Origin of the sequence: Streptomyces polyrhachis (genome assembly GCF_042663125.1) — a bacterium.
GTDB lineage: Bacteria > Actinomycetota > Actinomycetes > Streptomycetales > Streptomycetaceae > Streptomyces > Streptomyces polyrhachii.
Genome location: NZ_JBHSZO010000032.1, coordinates 36,250 through 52,915, shown reverse-complemented (window position 1 = coordinate 52,915; position 16,666 = coordinate 36,250). Strand labels below are relative to the sequence as shown.

Below are 16,666 nucleotides of genomic sequence, written 5' to 3'. Positions count from 1 at the left end.
CAGAGCCTCCGCCCCCACCCGTGAGGAGCACCGCATGAACGACCTCGACCGCACCCTGCTGACCGCCGCGGCAGCCGGCGACACCGACGCCGTCCACGCCGCCCTCGACGCCGGCGCCGCGGTGGAGGCCCGCGACGAGCACCGGCGCACCCCCCTGCTGCTGGCCGCGCTCGGCGACCACACGGCCGCCGCGCGGCTGCTGCTGGCGGCCGGCGCCGACCCCGACGCCCAGGACGACCGCCAGGACACCCCCTGGCTGGTCACCGGGGTGACCGGCGGGGTCGCGATGATGCGCCTGCTGCTGGCGGCCGGCGCGGACCTGCGGATCACCAACCGCTTCGGCGGCGTCTCCCTCATCCCGGCGAGCGAGCGCGGGCACGTGGACTACGTGCGCGCCGTCCTGCGCGAGACGGACATCGACGTCGACCACGTCAACCGCCTCGGCTGGACCGCCCTGCTGGAGGCCGTGATCCTCGGCGACGGCGGCCGGGCGCACCTGGAGATCGTGGAGCTGCTGATCACGGCGGGTGCGAACCCCGCGCTGGCGGACGGCGAGGGCGTCACGGCCCTGGAGCACGCCGAGCGGCGCGGCTTCGAGGACATCGCGGGCCTGCTGAGGGCCGTACGGTGAGGCGCGCCGCGACCGCGCTGCTCACGGGCGCGGTGCTGCTGGCGGCCGGCTGCACGGCGGGGGAGCGGGCGGCGGCGCGCGAGCCGGGGGCGGCGGCCTCGAAACCCCCGGCTGCCGCGCAGGCCCCCGCCGGGGAGACCCCGGACGGGACGCTGCTCGTGGCGGACTTCGGCGCGGACACCGTCACCTTCGTCGACCCCGAGCGGGGTGCCTTCGACTCCGTCGAGGTCGGCACCGCACCGTACGGCCTGGCCGTCGGCGCGGACGGCCGGGCGTGGGTCGCCACCGCCGAGGGGGTCGCGGTGGTGGACACCCGCGCACGCGAGCGCCTCGCCCTGGTCCCGTACGAGACGGACGGCCTCGGGGAGCCGACCGGCGGCGAGTACCGGGGCGGCGGCATGGGCATCGCCCTGTCCCCCGACGGCACGCGGGCCTATGTCGGCGTCAACCGGCCCGGTACCAACGGCACCGTCGAGGTGGTGGACACCCGCACCCTGCGCGTGACCGGCAGCGCGGAGGTGGGCCGGCGCCCCTTCGACGTCGACGTCTCCCGCGACGGCCGCGAGGTCTACGCCACCGGCCACGACTCCTACGACGTCACGGTGGTCGCGGCGGACTCGCTGCGCACCCGCCGCGTCGAGGTCGCCCCGTACGGCACGGAAGGCGGCCTGGGCTCCTGGCTCAAACCGCACTACACGGCCGTACGGGCCGACGGGAGGCTGCTGCTGCCCTTCGAGGGCGAGCGGCTGGCCGTCGTGGACCCGGCGACGGGCGCCACCCGTATCGAGCGGATGACCGCCAACACCCACCAGCACGGCACCGCGCTCACCCCCGACGGCACCCTGCTGGTCGTCGGCACCGGCCCGATCGACGCGGCCGAGGACGCCGCCGCCTCCCTGACGGTGCGCACCCCCGACGGCCGCGAGCGGGTCATCGCGCTCGACGGCCCGCACGAGGACGTCACCGCCTCCCCCGACGGCGCCACGGCCTACGTGACCGGCGGATTCACCCGCGACGGCTACTGGAACGGCATCACGGTCGTGGACCTGGCCACCGGCGAAACCCACCGCCTCGCGGCGGGGGAGCGCCCCCTGGGGATCGCGGTGCTCTGACGGCGGACGCGCACCCGCCGTCAGAGCACCCCCGCCGCCAGAGCCCCGCCCTCAGAGCCCAGCCCTCAGCCCGCCGCGATCGGCTGCTGCAGCTCCGTCACCCACTCCTGCGGGTCCTCGGGGCAGGCCAGCGAGACCTCCCGCGCGAGCCCCAGCGGGCGGTAGCCGTGGGCCGCGATCCAGTGCGCCAGCGCCTGCGCGGTGGGCAGCACGGTGTCCATCGACCCGCGGTGGATGATCGTCGCGGCGAGCGGAACGGCGGGCAGGTCAACGAGCGTGAGGTCAGCGGCAGGTGAAGCGACGGGCAGCCCCGCCCGTACGGTGATCGCGCCCTCCGCGTCCTCTGGGCCGTCCCCCTCCACGGCCTCGTAGCGCGCGACCCCCGGCCCGGTGACGGCGACGCCCGCCGCCTCCACCCGGCGGCACAGCTCGCCGAAGAGCGGCCCGACGACCGGACCGATCTCCTGCGGCGCGAAACTCGGCGCGACGGCGCTCAACTCGGCGACCCGCAGCGCCGGAAGAGACGTGACGACAACATCCTCGGCAGGCATACAGCCCTCGCTCTCGATACTCCGGAGTCTCGCCTCGACCCGCACCAGCCGCGCCGCCGCCTCCGCGGCGGCCGACTCCAACTCCGCCCGGCGCAGCCGCAGCATCCCGCGCAACTCCCCGGTACCGACGTCCTCGTCGAGGATCGCCCGTACCTGCTCCAGGGTGAACCCCAGATCCTTGAGCGCGATGACACGGTTGAGCCGGGCCAGCTGGGCGGCCTCGTAGAAGCGGTAGCCGCTGACGGGATCGGTACGGGCGGGCCGCAGCAGCCCGACGGCGTCGTAGTGACGCAGCATCCGGACCGACACGCGCCCGTGCCCGGCGAACTCTCCGATGGTGAACATGACGCCCCTACTCCAGCCCCTGACACGGTGAGAGGGTCAAGCCCCCGCAGCGCGAGGATCCCGGATCGGCGTCACATCAGCGCTCAGGGCCGTACTAGCGCTCAGGGCCGTACCAGCGGCTCAGGGCCACACCAGGCAGTACAGCTGGTGCCCCGCCTCGTGCAGCCGCTCCGCGAAGTCCTGCCACTCGTGCAGCATGCGGTAGACCTCGAAGGCGTCGCGCGGGCCGCCGCGGTCCGGGACCGTCGACCAGATGAAAGCCGCCGCGCCGACCGACTCCTCGCCGATGCCGCGCAGGGGGTCGACGACCGTCATGGGGAGCTTGACCACCGCGTAGTCCGGGTGCAGGACCACCAGCTCCAGCGGCGGGACCTTGTGCAGGGGGATGCCCTCTATGCCCGTGAGGACCATCGCCGCCATCGTCTCGGGCTTCACCTTCGCGAAGAGGCCGCCCTGACCCAGCTCGTCCCCGCCCAGCTCGTCGGGCCGCATCGAGATCGGCACCCGCGCCGCCGTCGCCCCGTCGGGAGCGCCGAAATAGCGGTACGTCACTCCCATGCGCGCGCCCCTGCTCACACTCGCCGCGTCCTTCGCGGCATCCCCCGTGTCGGCGGCTTCGGTGTCGGCCTCGCGTCGGTGGCGGCCAGCCCGGGAACGCCGGGGACCCCGGTCATCGGTTCCCTCGCCGACTTCGCCACCGCGATGCATATCTCCACCCGACCGCTCTTTCCAGGCAACGCGCGTCTCAGGCAGCCCTGCCCCCGCCACGCAACCCGATCATCGTCTCAGAGACATCCCCCGCGGAGCTACCCTGAAACGCCCCGCCCGGGAACGGTCCGCGCCTCTGCGAAACTGGGCCACATGACTTACCCGTACCAGGCTCCAGTCTCGCAGACCCTCTTCGACCGTGCGGCCGTCGTGACCCCCGGCGGGGTCAACTCCCCGGTCCGTGCCTTCCGCGCCGTGGGCGGTACGCCCCGGTTCATGGTGTCCGGTACGGGTCCGTATCTGACCGACGCCGACGGCCGCCGCTACGTGGACCTCGTCTGCTCCTGGGGCCCGATGATCCTCGGCCACGCCCGCCCCGAGGTCACCGCCGCCGCCCAGGAGGCCGTGGCCCGGGGCACCTCCTTCGGCACGCCCGGCGAGGGCGAGGTGGCGCTCGCCGAGGAGATCGTCGCCCGTATCGACCCGGTTGACCAGGTACGACTGGTCTCCAGCGGCACCGAGGCGACCATGTCCGCGATCCGCCTCGCCCGCGGATTCACCGGCCGCGCCAAGGTCGTGAAGTTCGCCGGCTGCTACCACGGCCACGTCGACGCCCTCCTCGCCGCCGCCGGCTCCGGCCTGGTGACCTTCGGACTGCCCGACACCCCCGGCGTCACCGGCGCCCAGGCCGGCGAGACGATCGTCCTGCCGTATAACGATTTGGCAGCCGTGCGCGCCGCCTTCGAGGCCCACCCCGGCGAGATCGCCTGCGTGATCACCGAGGCGTCCCCCGGCAACATGGGCGTCGTGCCGCCCGCGCCCGGCTTCAACCAGGGACTGAAGGACCTCTGCGTCCAGCACGGCGCGCTCTTCGTCTCCGACGAGGTGATGACCGGCTTCCGCACCTCGAAGGCCGGCTGGTACGGGGTCGACGGGGTGGCCCCCGACCTGATGACCTTCGGCAAGGTGATGGGCGGCGGCTTCCCCGCCGCGGCCTTCGGCGGCCGCGCCGACGTGATGGCGCACCTCGCCCCCGCCGGCCCCGTCTACCAGGCCGGCACCCTCTCCGGAAACCCCGTCGCCACCGCCGCCGGCCTCGCGCAGCTGCGCCTGCTGGACGACGCGGCGTACGAGAAGGTCGACGCCGTCTCCCGGACGGTCCAGGCGCTCGTCACCGAGGCGCTGGCCAAGGAGGGTGTGGCGCACCGGGTGCAGAACGCGTCGAACATGTTCTCCGTCTTCTTCACCGACGAGCCCGTCACCGACTTCGCCGGCGCCAAGGCGCAGGACGCCTTCCGCTTCACCGCCTTCTTCCACTCGCTGCTCGCGGACGGCGTCTACCTGCCGCCGTCGGCCTTCGAGTCCTGGTTCGTCTCGACCGCCCTCGCCGACGACCCGGCGGCGATCGAGATCATCGCCGCCGCACTGCCGGCCGCCGCACGGGCGGCGGCCGAGGCTTCGGAGACTGCTGAATGATGGGGAACATGAACGCTGGGAACCCCGGGAACGCCGGGAACGCCGAGAGCCCTGAGAGCACCGACATCACGGTGGTGCACGTCCTGCGCCACGGCGAGGTGCACAACCCCGACGGGGTCCTCTACGGCCGTGCGCCCGGCTACCACCTCTCCGACCTGGGGCGGAAGATGGCCGAGCGGGTCGCCGAGCACCTGGAGGGGCGCGACATCACGCACGTCGTCGCCTCCCCGCTGGAGCGCGCCCAGGAGACCGCCGCGCCGGCCGCCAAGAGCCACGGCCTGGACCTCGCCACCGACGCGCGGCTGATCGAGGCCGGCAACGTCTTCGAGGGCAAGACCTTCGGCGTCGGCGACGGGGCGCTGCGCCGCCCGGCGAACTGGAAGCACTTCACCAACCCCTTCAAGCCCTCCTGGGGCGAGCCGTACGTGGACCTCGTGGTGCGGATGACGGCCGCGATCGACGCGGCGAAGGACGCGGCACGCGGGCACGAGGCGCTGTGCGTCAGCCACCAGCTGCCGATCTGGACGCTGCGGTCGTACGTGGAGCGGCGGCGCCTGTGGCACGATCCGCGGTCGCGGGAGTGCACGCTGGCCTCGCTGACGTCCTTCACGTACGAGGGTGATCGGATCGTGTCCGTGCACTACAGCGAGCCGGCGCGGGATCTCGTGCCCCGGCATCTGCTGGCGGGCGCGCAGGCGCGGTTCGGACGCGGTGCGATCCGGGGGGCGGCGCCTCGCCGGTGAGGCGTTCACGCCCCCTTCACACCGGGCATCGCGGACGGGGGCGGGGGGTGCCAAAGATCCCCTACCGAGGCATGGGAAACTTTTCACATGATTTTTGCGAGGAGGGCCCTTCCCCAAGCTCTGCGAGCAGGGGCTGCCCCCTGCCGCGTCGCCGCGCTGCTGGCGGTCGCCGGAGTTCTCGCGCTGAGCGCCTGCTCGGCTGACGGCGGGGGCAAGAGTTCCGGGGGCAACGACACCAAGTTCGTCGCCGGGACCGGTGAGATCACCAGCGTGAAGGCCGTCGACCGGGTCGCGGCCCCCGCGATCTCCGGGAAGACCACCCACGGGGAGGAGCTGTCCCTCGCCGACTACAAGGGGAAGGTCGTCGTCCTCAACGTCTGGGGCTCGTGGTGCGCGCCGTGCCGCAAGGAGGCGCCGCACCTGAAGGAGGTCGCGGACGCCACCAAGGGCGAGGGGGTGCAGTTCGTCGGGATCAACACCCGGGACCTGGACGCCGCCAACGCGCAGGCTTTCGACCGTACGTACGGGATCGACTATCCGAGCCTGTTCGACCCGAGCGGCAAGCTGATCCTGGAGTTCCCCGCCAACAGCCTGCCCCCGCAGTCCATCCCCTCCACGCTGATCATCGACCGCGAGGGCCGCATCGCCGTCCGCGCGATCAAGTCGCTCAACGCCCTCGAACTGCGCAAGGCCCTCGACCCGATCATCGCCGAGAAGTGACCGCCCCATGACCGAGACCGTCACCAGCGGCGCCCTGCTGCTCGCCCTGCCCGTCGCGGTGCTGGGCGGGCTGGTCTCGTTCTTCTCGCCCTGCGTGCTGCCGCTGGTCCCGGGCTACCTGAGCTATGTCACGGGCGTCAGCGGCACCGACCTGGCCGAGGCCCGGCGCGGGCGGATGGTGCTCGGCGCGGGGCTCTTCGTGCTCGGCTTCACCGTGGTCTTCGTCTCGGGCGGCGCGCTCTTCGGCGGCTTCGGCAGCACGCTGCTGGCGCACCGCGAGACGCTCAACAAGGTCCTCGGCGCGCTGACGATCCTGCTCGGGCTGTCCTTCATGGGCTACCTGTGGCCGGGGATGACGCAGCGCGAGTTCCGGCTGCACAGGCGGCCCGCCATCGGGCTGGCCGGGGCGCCGATGCTGGGGGTGCTCTTCGGGGTGGGCTGGACGCCCTGCATCGGGCCGACGCTCTCCGCCGTGCTCTCGCTCTCCGCGAGCGAGGCCAGCGCCGGGCGCGGGGCGCTGCTGACGGCCGCGTACTGCCTGGGGCTGGGGGTGCCGTTCGTGCTGGCGGCCGTCGCCTTCCGCCGGGCACTGGGAGCGTTCGGCTGGGTCAAGCGGCACTATGTGTGGGTGATGCGGATCGGCGGCGGCATGCTCGTCGCGGTCGGTGTCCTGCTGGTCACGGGGGGCTGGGACCGGATCGTCTACGAGATGACGGTCTGGTCGTCGAACTTCACCGTTGGGATCTGAGAGAGCATGTCCGTGTCCACCGGCCGGTCGTCCGCCGACCGCGCTGAGAGTGCCGATCGCGCCGACCGCGCCGACGAGCGCGAGCTGACCGAGGCGGGCTCGCAGCTGTCGACCGCGCCGCTCGACGACGGCTCCGCCTCCGGCCCCTACGAGCCCGCCCCCGGACTCTCCGCCGGCCGGGAGCTGATCGGCTGGGCCCGCTGGTTCTGGCGCCAGCTCACCTCGATGCGCGTCGCGCTGATCCTGCTCTTCCTGCTCTCGCTGTGCGCCGTCCCCGGCTCGCTGATCCCGCAGAACGCGGTGGACGAGGGCAAGGTGATCGCCTTCCGCGAGAGCCACTCGACCCTCGGGCCGCTCTACGACCGCCTGCAGCTCTTCGACGTCTACAGCTCGGTCTGGTTCTCCGCCGTCTACCTGCTGCTCTTCGTCTCCCTGGCCGGCTGCATCGTGCCGCGCACCTGGCAGTTCGCCGGCCAGCTGCGCGCCCGCCCGCCCAAGGCGCCCAGCCGCCTCTCCCGCCTTCCCGTCTACGCGACCTGGCGCACGGACGCCGAACCGGAGGCGGTGCTGACGGCGGCGCACGGCCGGCTCCGCAAGCGGCGCTTTCGCACGTACACCAGCGGGGACGCCGTCTCGGCCGAGAAGGGCTATCTGCGCGAGGCCGGGAACCTCTTCTTCCACGTGGCGCTCTTCGTGCTGCTCATCGCCTTCGCCGCCGGCCGGCTCTTCCACACCGAGGGCGGCAAGCTCGTTGTCGAGGGTGACGGCTTCGCCAACACGCTCACCCAGTACGACTACTACAAGGAGAGCGCCTTCGGTACCGGGGACCCGGAGTCCTTCGGCTTCACGCTGGACAAGTTCACCGCCCGCTACCAGCGCACCGGCCCGCAGCGCGGCACCCCGCGCGTCTTCCGCGCGGACATCACGTACTGGAAGGGCGCCGACGGCACGCAGCGGAAGACCTCCATCGAGGTCAACAAGCCGCTGGTGATCGACGGCACCAAGGTCTGGCTGCTCTCCAACGGCTACGCGCCCGTGGTCACCGTCCGCGACGGGCAGGGGGACCTCGCCTTCCGCGGCCCCGTGCCGATGATCCCGGCGGAGAAGCGCAACCTCTCCTCCCAGGGCGCCATCAAGGTCACCGACTACGTCGGCAAGGACGGCAAGAAGGACCAGCTCGGCTTCACGGGCTTCCTGATGCCGACCTACCTCCCCGGCTCGGGGAAGATGGCCTCGCAGTTCCCCGAGCTGCTCAACCCCGGCCTCTTCCTCACCGCCTTCCACGGCGACCTGGGCCTGGACGGCGGCACCCCGCAGAACGTCTACCAGCTCGACACGGCGCGGATGAAGCAGTTCAAGGACGCGAAGGGCGAGCCGTTCAAGCAGCAGCTCGCCGTCGGCGACACCCTCACCCTCCCCGACGGCGCGGGCACGCTGACCTTCGACGGCGTGAAGCCCTGGGCCACCTTCAAGATCTCCAAGCAGTACGGCAACGGCTGGGCGCTCACCGGCGCCGTGCTGGCCATCGTCGGCCTGGCGGGTTCGCTGTTCATCCAGCGCCGCCGGGTGTGGGTACGGGCCCGGCGCGGTGCGGACGGCACGACGGTCGTGGAGCTGGCCGCCCTGGGCCGCAGCGAGAGCGCCAGGCTCCCCGGGGAGCTGGCCGAGCTGGCCGCCGCCCTGCAGGACGCGGCGCCGCAGACCGTACGGACCGAGCCGGCGTCCTCCTCGGCAGCCCCGGCCCCAGCAGCTCCGTCCCCAGCAGTCCCCCCGGCCCCAGCGGCCCACCACGACTCCGACGAGGGAGCGCGCGCGTGACCACCACCTCCTTCCCGCTGGCCGCAGCGGCCAACGAGAACCTGGCCGACATCAGCAACTACCTGGTCTACTCCGCGATGGCCGTCTACACCCTGGCCTTCGTCGCGTACATCGCCGAGTGGGCCTTCGGCAGCCGCAGCAGGATCGCGCTGACCTCCGCCGCGCTGACCCGCACCCCCGCCGGGGCCGCCTCCGCCGAGGGGGCCGCGCCCGGTGTCACCGTGCAGGTCAAGCAGGGCGCGGGCACCACCGTGCTGGCGCGGCCGGCCGTCGTCACCCGGCCAGGACCGGGCGGGCGCGACGTGGAGGACGGCCCCGGTGCGTCGGGCGAGAGCGAGCAGGGCGACCTCTCCGGGCGGATCGCGATCTCGCTGACCGCGCTGGCCTTCCTGCTGCACGCCGGCGCGGTCGTCTCCCGGGGGCTGTCGGTCCAGCGCGCCCCGTGGGGCAACATGTTCGAGTTCTCGACCACCTTCTCGATGGTGATCGTCGGCGCGTACCTGATCCTGCTGGCGCTGAAGAAGAACGTCCGCTGGATCGGGCTGCCGCTGGTCACCACCGTGCTGCTGGACCTCGGCCTCGCCGTCGCCGTCCTCTACACCGACAGCGACCAGCTCGTCCCCGCGCTGGACTCGGTCTGGCTGTGGATCCACGTCTCGCTGGCCATCTGCTGCGGCGCGCTCTTCTACGTCGGCATGGTCGCCACGGTGCTCTACCTCTTCCGCGACCGCTACGAGGCCAAGCTCGCCGACCCGTCAGGCCCCCAGCCCGGCGCCTTCGCCAGGTCCGTGCTGGCCCGGGTGCCCTCGGCCGGCTCGCTGGACAAGTTCGCCTACCGCATCAACGCGGCCGTCTTCCCGTTCTGGACCTTCACCATCGTGGCCGGCGCGATCTGGGCGGAGAACGCCTGGGGCCGCTACTGGGGCTGGGACCCCAAGGAGGTCTGGTCCTTCATCACCTGGGTCGCCTACGCCTGCTACCTGCACGCCCGCGCGACCGCCGGCTGGAAGGGACGCAAGGCCGCCTACCTCGCGATCGTCGCCTTCCTGTGCTTCCTCTTCAACTACTACGGCGTCAACCTCTTCGTCAGCGGCCTGCACTCCTACTCGGGCGTCTGACCCGCCGGACCCTCCTCGCCCCCGGAGTCGCCGCCGCCCTCGGGGCGCTTGGGCCGGTCCGTGTCGAGCGAGCGCAGGAAGTCCGGATTGTCGTCAGGGGCGACCCAGCCACCCCGGCCGGGTCGCCCCTTCCCGTACGTCCGCGCGCCGCCGCCGGCCGTCGCCTCGCGGCGCGGCCGGCCGCCGATCAGCCAGGCCAGCGGGCCGAAGACCAGGTAGCCGAAGAACACGATGATGACGAGCCAGGCCAGCTTCGGCAGATTGCGGACCTTGTCCTCGGGGGTGTTGAGGCAGTCGATGAAGGTGTAGATCCACAGCGCCAGGACCAGGAGGAACGGGAGATACCTGAGCATGGTGGAGCCCCTTGCGTCGCTGTGGTGCCGGGGCCGCGCACGGGCGGCCCCGTAGTGCCGCCTCCAGCCTAACCGGGCACGGCGCACCGAAGGGGACGGCCGCTCACTTGCCGCCGTCGGCGCTCTCCGGCCCGTCCTCGCGGCGGCGCAGCTCCTCCTCGCGGCGGCGCAGATCGGCCTCCCAGTCCTTCAGCAGCGACTCGTCCCTGCGGTTGGCCTCCCGCAGCGAGGCCAGGAACTCGGGGTCGTCGTCCGGCGCGAGGGTGGCCTTCGGTTCGTACGAACGGTGCCACTCGGCCGGGGTCGAACCCATGGCCGGTGCGGACCGCCGGGGGCGGCCGGCCAGCAGCCAGGCTATGGAGCCCAGCGTCGCGAAGAACAGGATGATCAGCACCCAGCCGACCTTCGGCAGATGCTTCACCTCGTCCTCCGGGGTGTTCAAGCAGTCGACGAAGGCGTAGATCCACAGCGCCAGGAACAGCAGGTACGGGATGTAGCGGATCACTTCGGAGCGCCCCACGGGGAGAGAGGAGGGGGGTCAACACCCCCATGACCGCGCCAGGTTAGCGGGAGCGTCTGACATGCGGGTGCGGTGTTCGTATTCGTATTCGGGGGGCCGCTCGTAGGCGAGGGGGGCACCCTGGCGGATACTGGCCCGTATGGCATACGACGATCTCCGCTCGCTGCTGCGGGCGCTGGAGCGCGACGGCGACCTCAAGCGGATCAGGGCCGAAGTGGACCCGTACCTGGAGGTCGGCGAGATCACCGACCGGGTCAACAAGGCCGGCGGCCCCGCCCTCCTCTTCGAGAACGTCAAGGGCTCGGCGATGCCGCTGGCCATGAACGTCTTCGGCACCGACCGCCGGCTGCTCAAGGCGCTCGGCCTGACCTCGTACGACGAGATCGGCCAGAAGGTCGGCGGCCTGCTGAAACCCGAGCTGCCGCACGGCTTCACGGGCGTACGGGAGGCCTTCGGCAAGCTGGCCGGGATGGCGCACGTACCGCCGAGGAAGGTGAAGGACGCGCCCGTCCAGGAGGTCGTCCTCACCGGCGACGACGTGGACCTCGACGCGCTGCCGGCGCTCTTCACCTGGCCGCAGGACGGCGGCTCCTTCTTCAACCTGGGCCTGACCCACACCAGGGACCCCGACACCGGCGTGCGCAACCTGGGCCTCTACCGCCTCCAGCGCCACGACCGCAACACCATCGGCATGCACTGGCAGATCCACAAGGACAGCCGCAACCACGCCGCCGCCGCCGCCAAGCGCGGCGAGCGCCTCCCCGTCGCCATCGCCTTCGGCTGCCCCCCGGCCGTCACCTACGCCTCCACCGCGCCGCTGCCCGGCGACATCGACGAGTACCTCCTCGCCGGCTTCATCGGCGGCAAGCGCGTCGAGATGGTCGACTGCAAGACGGTCCCGCTGCAGGTCCCGGCCAACGCGGAGGTCGTCCTGGAGGGCTGGCTGGAGCCCGGCAAGACCCTCCCCGAGGGGCCGTTCGGCGACCACACCGGCTTCTACACCCCGCAGGAGCCCTTCCCGGCGCTGACCATCGACTGCGTGACGATGCGCAGCCGGCCGCTGCTGCAGTCCATCGTCGTCGGCCGCCCGCCGACCGAGGACGGGCCGCTGGGCCGCGCCACCGAGCGCTTCTTCCTGCCGCTGCTGAAGGTGATCGTCCCCGACATCGTGGACTACCACCTTCCCGAGGCCGGCGGCTTCCACAACTGCGCGATCGTCTCGATCGACAAGAAGTACCCCAAGCACGCCCAGAAGGTGATGAGCGCGGTCTGGGGCGCGCACATGATGTCGCTGACCAAGCTGGTCGTCGTGGTCGACGCCGACTGCGACGTCCACGACCTGCACGAGGTCGCCTGGCGGGCGCTGGGCAACACCGACTACGCCCGCGACCTCTCGCTCGTCGAGGGCCCGGTGGACCACCTCGACCACGCCTCGTACCAGCAGTTCTGGGGCGGCAAGGCGGGCATCGACGCGACCGCGAAGTGGCCCGAGGAGGGCTACACGAGGGACGGGGGGTGGCCGGAGATGGTGGTGTCGGACCCGGAGACATCCGATCGGGTGACGCGGCGTTGGAAGGAATACGGCCTGTGAGTCCAACCGGGAAGCTGGCAAGCAGCAGCGCGGAGCCGAGTCGGCCCCGCTTCTGCGGGGATGATCCGGAGTACGGCCTGTGAGCGCTGTGTCCCCCACCCCTGTTCCCACGACCGCAGGCCGGGTCAAGCCCTTCCTGCGGCTCGTGATGATCGAGCACTCGGTCTTCGCGCTGCCCTTCGCCTACATCGCCGCCCTCACCGCGATGCTCCTCGACGGCGACGGCGGCATCCAGTGGTGGACGCTGCTGCTGGTCACCGTCGCGATGGTGGGCCTGCGCACCTTCGCCATGGCCTGCAACCGCATCATCGACCGCGAGATCGACGCCCGTAACCCGCGCACCGCCGGCCGTGAGATCCCCAGCGGCGCGGTCTCGGTGCGCTCGGCGTGGACCGGCGCGCTGATCGCGCTGGCCTTCTTCCTGGGCGCGGCGGCGCTGCTCAACCCGCTGTGCCTCGCCCTGGCCCCGCTCGCCGTGGTCCCGATGGTGGTCTACCCGTACGGGAAGCGGTTCACGAACTTCCCGCACGCGATCCTGGGCCTCGCCCAGGCGATGGGCCCGATCGGCGCCTGGCTGGCGGTCAGCGGCAGCTGGTCCTGGGACGCGGTGCTGCTCGGCCTCGCGGTCGGCGTCTGGATCGGCGGCTTCGACCTGATCTTCGCCTGCCAGGACGTGGCGGCCGACCGCGCCGAGGGCGTGAAGTCCGTCCCCGCGCGCTTCGGCATCCCCGCCGCGCTGTACGGGGCGCGGGCCTGCCACGCGGTGGCGATGGGCCTGCTGGTCTGGTACGCCCTGGCCACCCACGCGGGCGCCTTCTTCTGGCTCGGCCTGGCGATCGTCGCGAGCGCCTTCCTCTACGAGCACAGCATCGTCAAGCCCGGCGACCTCTCCCGCCTCAACCGCGCCTTCTTCACGGTCAACGGCTTCATCGGCATCGCGCTCTTCGTCTGCGCGCTGCTGGACCTGGCCGTACGGGGCCTGGGGCTGTAGCCCGAAGCCCCGTCAGCCCCGCAGCCGCCGCCAGGGTGCCTTGGCCGCTCCCGCTTCCACGGCCTTGCGGTCGCTGAAGTAGAACGCGGCTGCGACGCCGCCCAGGAGGCCGAAGAGATGCCCCTGCCAGGAGACGCCCTCCTGGGTGGGCAGGATGCCCCAGAGCATCGAGCCGTAGAGCACGGCGACCACGACGCCGATCAGGATGTCCACCGCCCGGCGGTCGACGAAGCCGCGCACGATCAGATAGCCGAAGAGGCCGAAGATCACGCCGGAGACGCCGGCGGTGTTGGAGTTCGGCGGGGCGACCAGCCAGACGCCCAGGCCGCTGGCCAGGACGATCATCACGACCACGCCGAAGAAGCGCCGGGTGCCCCCCATCGCGGCGAGGAAGCCCAGCACCAGCAGCGGCAGGGTGTTGGCCGCGAGGTGCTCGAAGCCGAAGTGCGTGAAGGCCGCCGGGACGACGTCGCGCAGCTCGCCGGGGTCGCGCGGCTGGATGCCGAAGGTGTCCAGCGCGTGCCCGGAGACCCGGTCGGCGCTCTCCAGGATCCACAGCAGCGAGAGCCAGACGATCATCACGACGGCGGCCCGCCGCGCCCGCAGCACCGCGCTCCCGGCGGCCGGCCGGCCCGTGGGCCCCGGCGTCCCGGGCGGCTGCTGCGGGCCGGTCGCTCCACCCGTGCCGAACGGTTCGTACGCCACCGCGTCCCCCTGTCGGACAGTGATCCCCTCACCATAAGTAACGTCGCACGCACCCGCCCGAGTTCCACCACTCCCGCACCGGCCGGATAGGCTGCGAGGCTATGGAGAGCCTGCCCCCCACCCACCCCGCGGCGCCTGTGCGCCGCCCCTGGGTGGTCGGTGTCTCCGGTGCCTCGGGTACGCCCTACGCGGCGGCCGTGCTGCGCGGGCTGCTGGCGGCGGGCGAGAGCGTGGACCTGGTCGTCAGCCGGGCCGCGCGGCTGACGGTGCTGGACGAGACGGGCGAGCCGCTGCGCGACGCGCACTGGCGCGCGGACCTGCGCCGCTGGCTGGCGGCGGGCGCGGACGGCCGGCCCGATGCCTTCGACCCGGGACCGCTGGACGGCGTGCGCTACTGGGCGGCCGGGGACCTGGCCGCCGGGCCCTCGTCCGGCTCGTACCCGGCCAAGGGCATGCTGATCGTGCCGGCCTCCACCGCCTGTGTGGCGGGGGTGGCGCTGGGCCTGTCCAAGGACCTGCTGCAGCGGGCCGCGAGCGTGACGCTCAAGGAGCGCCGCCCGCTGGTCCTCGCGGTGCGCGAGACCCCGCTGGCCGGGCAGACCCTCCGGCACCTCGTCGCCCTCGACGACTCCGGCGCCGTGGTGCTCCCGGCCTCCCCGGCGTTCTACGCGGGGCCGCGCGACATCCAGGACCTGGTGGACTTCGTCGCCGGGCGGGTACTGGACGCGGCGGGGGTACCGCACAAGCTCTACCGCCGGTGGGAGGGCGAGCTGGGGCAGGCCCGCCGCGACGGCCCGGACGCCGGGCGCTGACCTCCGTACCACCCAGCAGGACGACCAAGCCCACGACCGGGAAGGCATTACGTCAGACATGGACGCCGTGGACAGGCAGCTCATCCAGGCCCTGCGGGAGAACGGCAGGGCCTCGTACGCGGAGCTGGGCCGGCTCGTCGGACTCTCGGGCCCGAGCGTCACCGACCGGATCAACCGCCTGGAGGCGGCCGGGGTGATCACCGGCTACCGGGCGACCGTGGACGCGACCTCGCTGGGCCTGGGGGTCACCGCGCTCATCGGCATCCAGCTCTCGGACGCGGTGGACCACGAGGACGTGGCGTACCGGATGCGGGACCTGCCGGACATCGAGGACTGCTGGTTCATCGCCGGGGACGACTCGTACATGCTCAAGGTGCGCGCCGCCGACGTGGACGGACTGGAGAAGATCATCCGCCGGCTCTCGGCGATCAAGGGCGTGGCCAGGACCCGTACCACCATCGTGCTCTCCACCAAGTGGGAGAACCGGGTCGGGGAGCTGGCCGAGGAGGGCCCGGCGTAGGCTCGGTGCGGCGGTAGTGGCAGCGGTACGGATCGGGAGGCGGCGCCGGATGGACGCAGGGCTCAAGCGCGAGCTGCAGGAGAGGGTCCGCGCGGGCGAGCGGCTCGGCCGGGAGGACGGGATCGCCCTCTACGGGTCCGACGACCTGGCGTGGCTGGGCGGCCTGGCGCACGAGGTGCGCAGGGGCAAGCACGGTGACGCGGCGTACTTCGGCGCCGGGGAGACGGGCTCGGCGGCGGGTGTCGAGGAGCTGCGCTACGGGTACGGCGAGGAGCCCGGCGCCCTCGTCGACGGGCTGCTGCGCCTGCGCGAACTGCAGGAGCGCACCGGCGCCCTCCAGGTCGTCACCCCGCTGTGCGAAGCCCCCGGGACCCCGGAGCGGGCGGTGACCGGCGCGGAGGTGCTGAAGACCTTCGCGCTCGCCCGCCTCCTCCTGGACAACGTCTCCCACCTGCGTGTCTCCTGGACCGCGCACGGCGCGCAGACCGCGCAGCTGGTGCTGCAGCACGGGGCGGACGACATCGACGGGACCGCCGGCGCGGACGGCGAGCAGCTCACCCGCGAGGACCTGGTCGAGCTGATCCGCGACGCGGGCCTGCGCCCGGTGGAGCGCGACGCCCGCTACGAGGTCGTCCGCGAGTACGAGGGCCCCGACCCGGCCCTGCGCGAGTCCCCGCAGCCCATGCGGCTCTGAGCGCTGCCGGCGCCCTGCGATAATCGGGGTGCCGGCCCACTGGTCCGCGACGCGCTCGCGGGGTGATTCGGGGCCGGTCCCCGTCCCGCAGGAGTCATTGTGTCCGCGAACCCCACCGGTCGGCCCGCCGTCCGCTACACCCTCATGCGCCTGGGCATCTTCGCCGGCTGCTTCGTCGTGGTCGCCGGGCTGGTGCGGCTGCGGGTGCTGCCGGCCGGGCTGGGCGACTCCAACTACCTCTGGGTGCTGGTGCTCGCCATCGTGGTCTCCGCGCCGCTGAGCTTCGTCCTGCTGCGCCGCCAGCGCGAGGAGATGGCCGCGCAGATCGCCGCCCGCGTCGAGCGGGCGAAGGGCAGCCTCGCCGCGAACCGCGCGCAGGAGGACTGAGCGCCCGCCGCTGCTCACTTTCTGCGCATTTCTTCGCGCCGAGATGTGCATGTTTGGTAAAAGCGCAGGTCGGCCACAATATGGCGGGCTTGGGTGTATTGGCTTCCGAATGGGCCGTCAGTA

The 16,666-nt window shown here is 72.5% G+C and carries 19 protein-coding genes; 14 read left to right on the top strand and 5 right to left on the bottom strand.

Features of this window, described 5'->3' with window-relative positions; genetic code table 11:
• Positions 1-34 precede the first annotated feature (34 nt).
• Together ACFQLX_RS19475 and ACFQLX_RS19470 are read left to right on the top strand one after the other, a co-directional pair.
• Positions 35-631, top strand: coding sequence for an ankyrin repeat domain-containing protein (locus ACFQLX_RS19475; protein ID WP_386416921.1), 597 nt, complete (start codon positions 35-37; stop codon positions 629-631).
• A complete protein-coding gene (locus ACFQLX_RS19470) occupies positions 628-1,743 on the top strand; it encodes a YncE family protein (protein ID WP_386416920.1) in 1,116 nt (371 codons plus the stop codon). The genes ACFQLX_RS19475 and ACFQLX_RS19470 overlap by 4 nt, the downstream gene beginning before the upstream one ends.
• A 65-nt stretch (positions 1,744-1,808) precedes the next feature.
• Here ACFQLX_RS19470 and ACFQLX_RS19465 read toward each other — a convergent pair whose 3' ends face one another.
• Positions 1,809-2,639, bottom strand: coding sequence for a MerR family transcriptional regulator (locus ACFQLX_RS19465; RefSeq protein ID WP_386416919.1), 831 nt, complete (start codon positions 2,637-2,639; stop codon positions 1,809-1,811).
• A 120-nt stretch (positions 2,640-2,759) separates the two neighbouring features.
• Complete coding sequence (locus tag ACFQLX_RS19460) at positions 2,760-3,347, bottom strand: hypothetical protein (RefSeq protein WP_386416917.1); 588 nt, start codon at positions 3,345-3,347, stop codon at positions 2,760-2,762.
• A 153-nt stretch (positions 3,348-3,500) separates the two neighbouring features.
• Here ACFQLX_RS19460 and hemL point away from each other — a divergent pair, with 153 nt between their 5' ends.
• From hemL to ccsB, 6 genes are all read left to right on the top strand, one after another.
• Complete coding sequence (gene hemL, locus ACFQLX_RS19455; protein WP_386416916.1) at positions 3,501-4,823, top strand: glutamate-1-semialdehyde 2,1-aminomutase; 1,323 nt, start codon at positions 3,501-3,503, stop codon at positions 4,821-4,823.
• Between the two features lie 8 nt (positions 4,824-4,831).
• Positions 4,832-5,566 (top strand): histidine phosphatase family protein, encoded by a 735-nt coding sequence (locus tag ACFQLX_RS19450; protein ID WP_386416914.1) that lies wholly within the window; start codon positions 4,832-4,834, stop codon positions 5,564-5,566.
• An 87-nt stretch (positions 5,567-5,653) separates the two neighbouring features.
• A complete protein-coding gene (locus ACFQLX_RS19445; RefSeq protein WP_386416913.1) occupies positions 5,654-6,286 on the top strand; it encodes a TlpA family protein disulfide reductase in 633 nt (210 codons plus the stop codon).
• A 7-nt stretch (positions 6,287-6,293) separates the two neighbouring features.
• Complete coding sequence (locus tag ACFQLX_RS19440) at positions 6,294-7,034, top strand: cytochrome c biogenesis CcdA family protein (RefSeq protein ID WP_386416912.1); 741 nt, start codon at positions 6,294-6,296, stop codon at positions 7,032-7,034.
• 6 nt (positions 7,035-7,040) lie between these two features.
• The gene (gene resB / locus ACFQLX_RS19435; RefSeq protein WP_386416910.1) at positions 7,041-8,852 is read left to right on the top strand and encodes a cytochrome c biogenesis protein ResB; all 1,812 of its coding nucleotides are present in this window, start codon (positions 7,041-7,043) and stop codon (positions 8,850-8,852) included.
• Positions 8,849-9,970 carry a c-type cytochrome biogenesis protein CcsB gene (gene ccsB, locus ACFQLX_RS19430; protein WP_386416909.1) on the top strand — a complete coding sequence of 374 codons (1,122 nt, stop codon included), beginning with the start codon at positions 8,849-8,851 and terminating at the stop codon, positions 9,968-9,970. The genes resB and ccsB overlap by 4 nt, the downstream gene beginning before the upstream one ends.
• Here ccsB and ACFQLX_RS19425 read toward each other — a convergent pair.
• Both ACFQLX_RS19425 and ACFQLX_RS19420 read right to left on the bottom strand, forming a co-directional pair.
• Positions 9,955-10,323, bottom strand: a complete 369-nt coding sequence (locus ACFQLX_RS19425) for a PLD nuclease N-terminal domain-containing protein (protein ID WP_386416907.1) — start codon at positions 10,321-10,323, stop codon at positions 9,955-9,957. The genes ccsB and ACFQLX_RS19425 overlap by 16 nt on opposite strands.
• Positions 10,324-10,426: 103 nt before the next feature.
• Positions 10,427-10,828: a PLD nuclease N-terminal domain-containing protein gene (locus ACFQLX_RS19420; protein WP_386416972.1), complete on the bottom strand. Its 402-nt coding sequence runs from the start codon at positions 10,826-10,828 to the stop codon at positions 10,427-10,429.
• Between the two features lie 154 nt (positions 10,829-10,982).
• On the opposite strand from ACFQLX_RS19420, the gene ACFQLX_RS19415 reads away from it, so the two are divergent.
• Entirely contained in the window at positions 10,983-12,434 is a 1,452-nt protein-coding gene (locus tag ACFQLX_RS19415) for a menaquinone biosynthesis decarboxylase (protein WP_386416906.1), read from the top strand.
• Between the two features lie 79 nt (positions 12,435-12,513).
• On the top strand, positions 12,514-13,425 hold the full coding sequence (gene mqnP / locus ACFQLX_RS19410) for a menaquinone biosynthesis prenyltransferase MqnP (protein ID WP_386416905.1): 912 nt from the start codon (positions 12,514-12,516) through the stop codon (positions 13,423-13,425).
• Between the two features lie 12 nt (positions 13,426-13,437).
• Here mqnP and ACFQLX_RS19405 read toward each other — a convergent pair whose 3' ends face one another.
• Positions 13,438-14,004 (bottom strand): rhomboid family protein, encoded by a 567-nt coding sequence (locus ACFQLX_RS19405; RefSeq protein WP_386416970.1) that lies wholly within the window; start codon positions 14,002-14,004, stop codon positions 13,438-13,440.
• A 227-nt stretch (positions 14,005-14,231) separates the two neighbouring features.
• Here ACFQLX_RS19405 and ACFQLX_RS19400 point away from each other — a divergent pair, with 227 nt between their 5' ends.
• From ACFQLX_RS19400 to ACFQLX_RS19385, 4 genes are all read left to right on the top strand, one after another.
• Complete coding sequence (locus tag ACFQLX_RS19400) at positions 14,232-14,942, top strand: UbiX family flavin prenyltransferase (protein ID WP_386416903.1); 711 nt, start codon at positions 14,232-14,234, stop codon at positions 14,940-14,942.
• 58 nt (positions 14,943-15,000) lie between these two features.
• Positions 15,001-15,462: an Lrp/AsnC family transcriptional regulator gene (locus tag ACFQLX_RS19395; protein WP_386416902.1), complete on the top strand. Its 462-nt coding sequence runs from the start codon at positions 15,001-15,003 to the stop codon at positions 15,460-15,462.
• A gap of 49 nt (positions 15,463-15,511) precedes the next feature.
• The gene (locus ACFQLX_RS19390; protein WP_386416901.1) at positions 15,512-16,156 is read left to right on the top strand and encodes a hypothetical protein; all 645 of its coding nucleotides are present in this window, start codon (positions 15,512-15,514) and stop codon (positions 16,154-16,156) included.
• 99 nt (positions 16,157-16,255) lie between these two features.
• Complete coding sequence (locus ACFQLX_RS19385; RefSeq protein WP_386416899.1) at positions 16,256-16,543, top strand: DUF4229 domain-containing protein; 288 nt, start codon at positions 16,256-16,258, stop codon at positions 16,541-16,543.
• Positions 16,544-16,666: the final 123 nt, after the last annotated feature.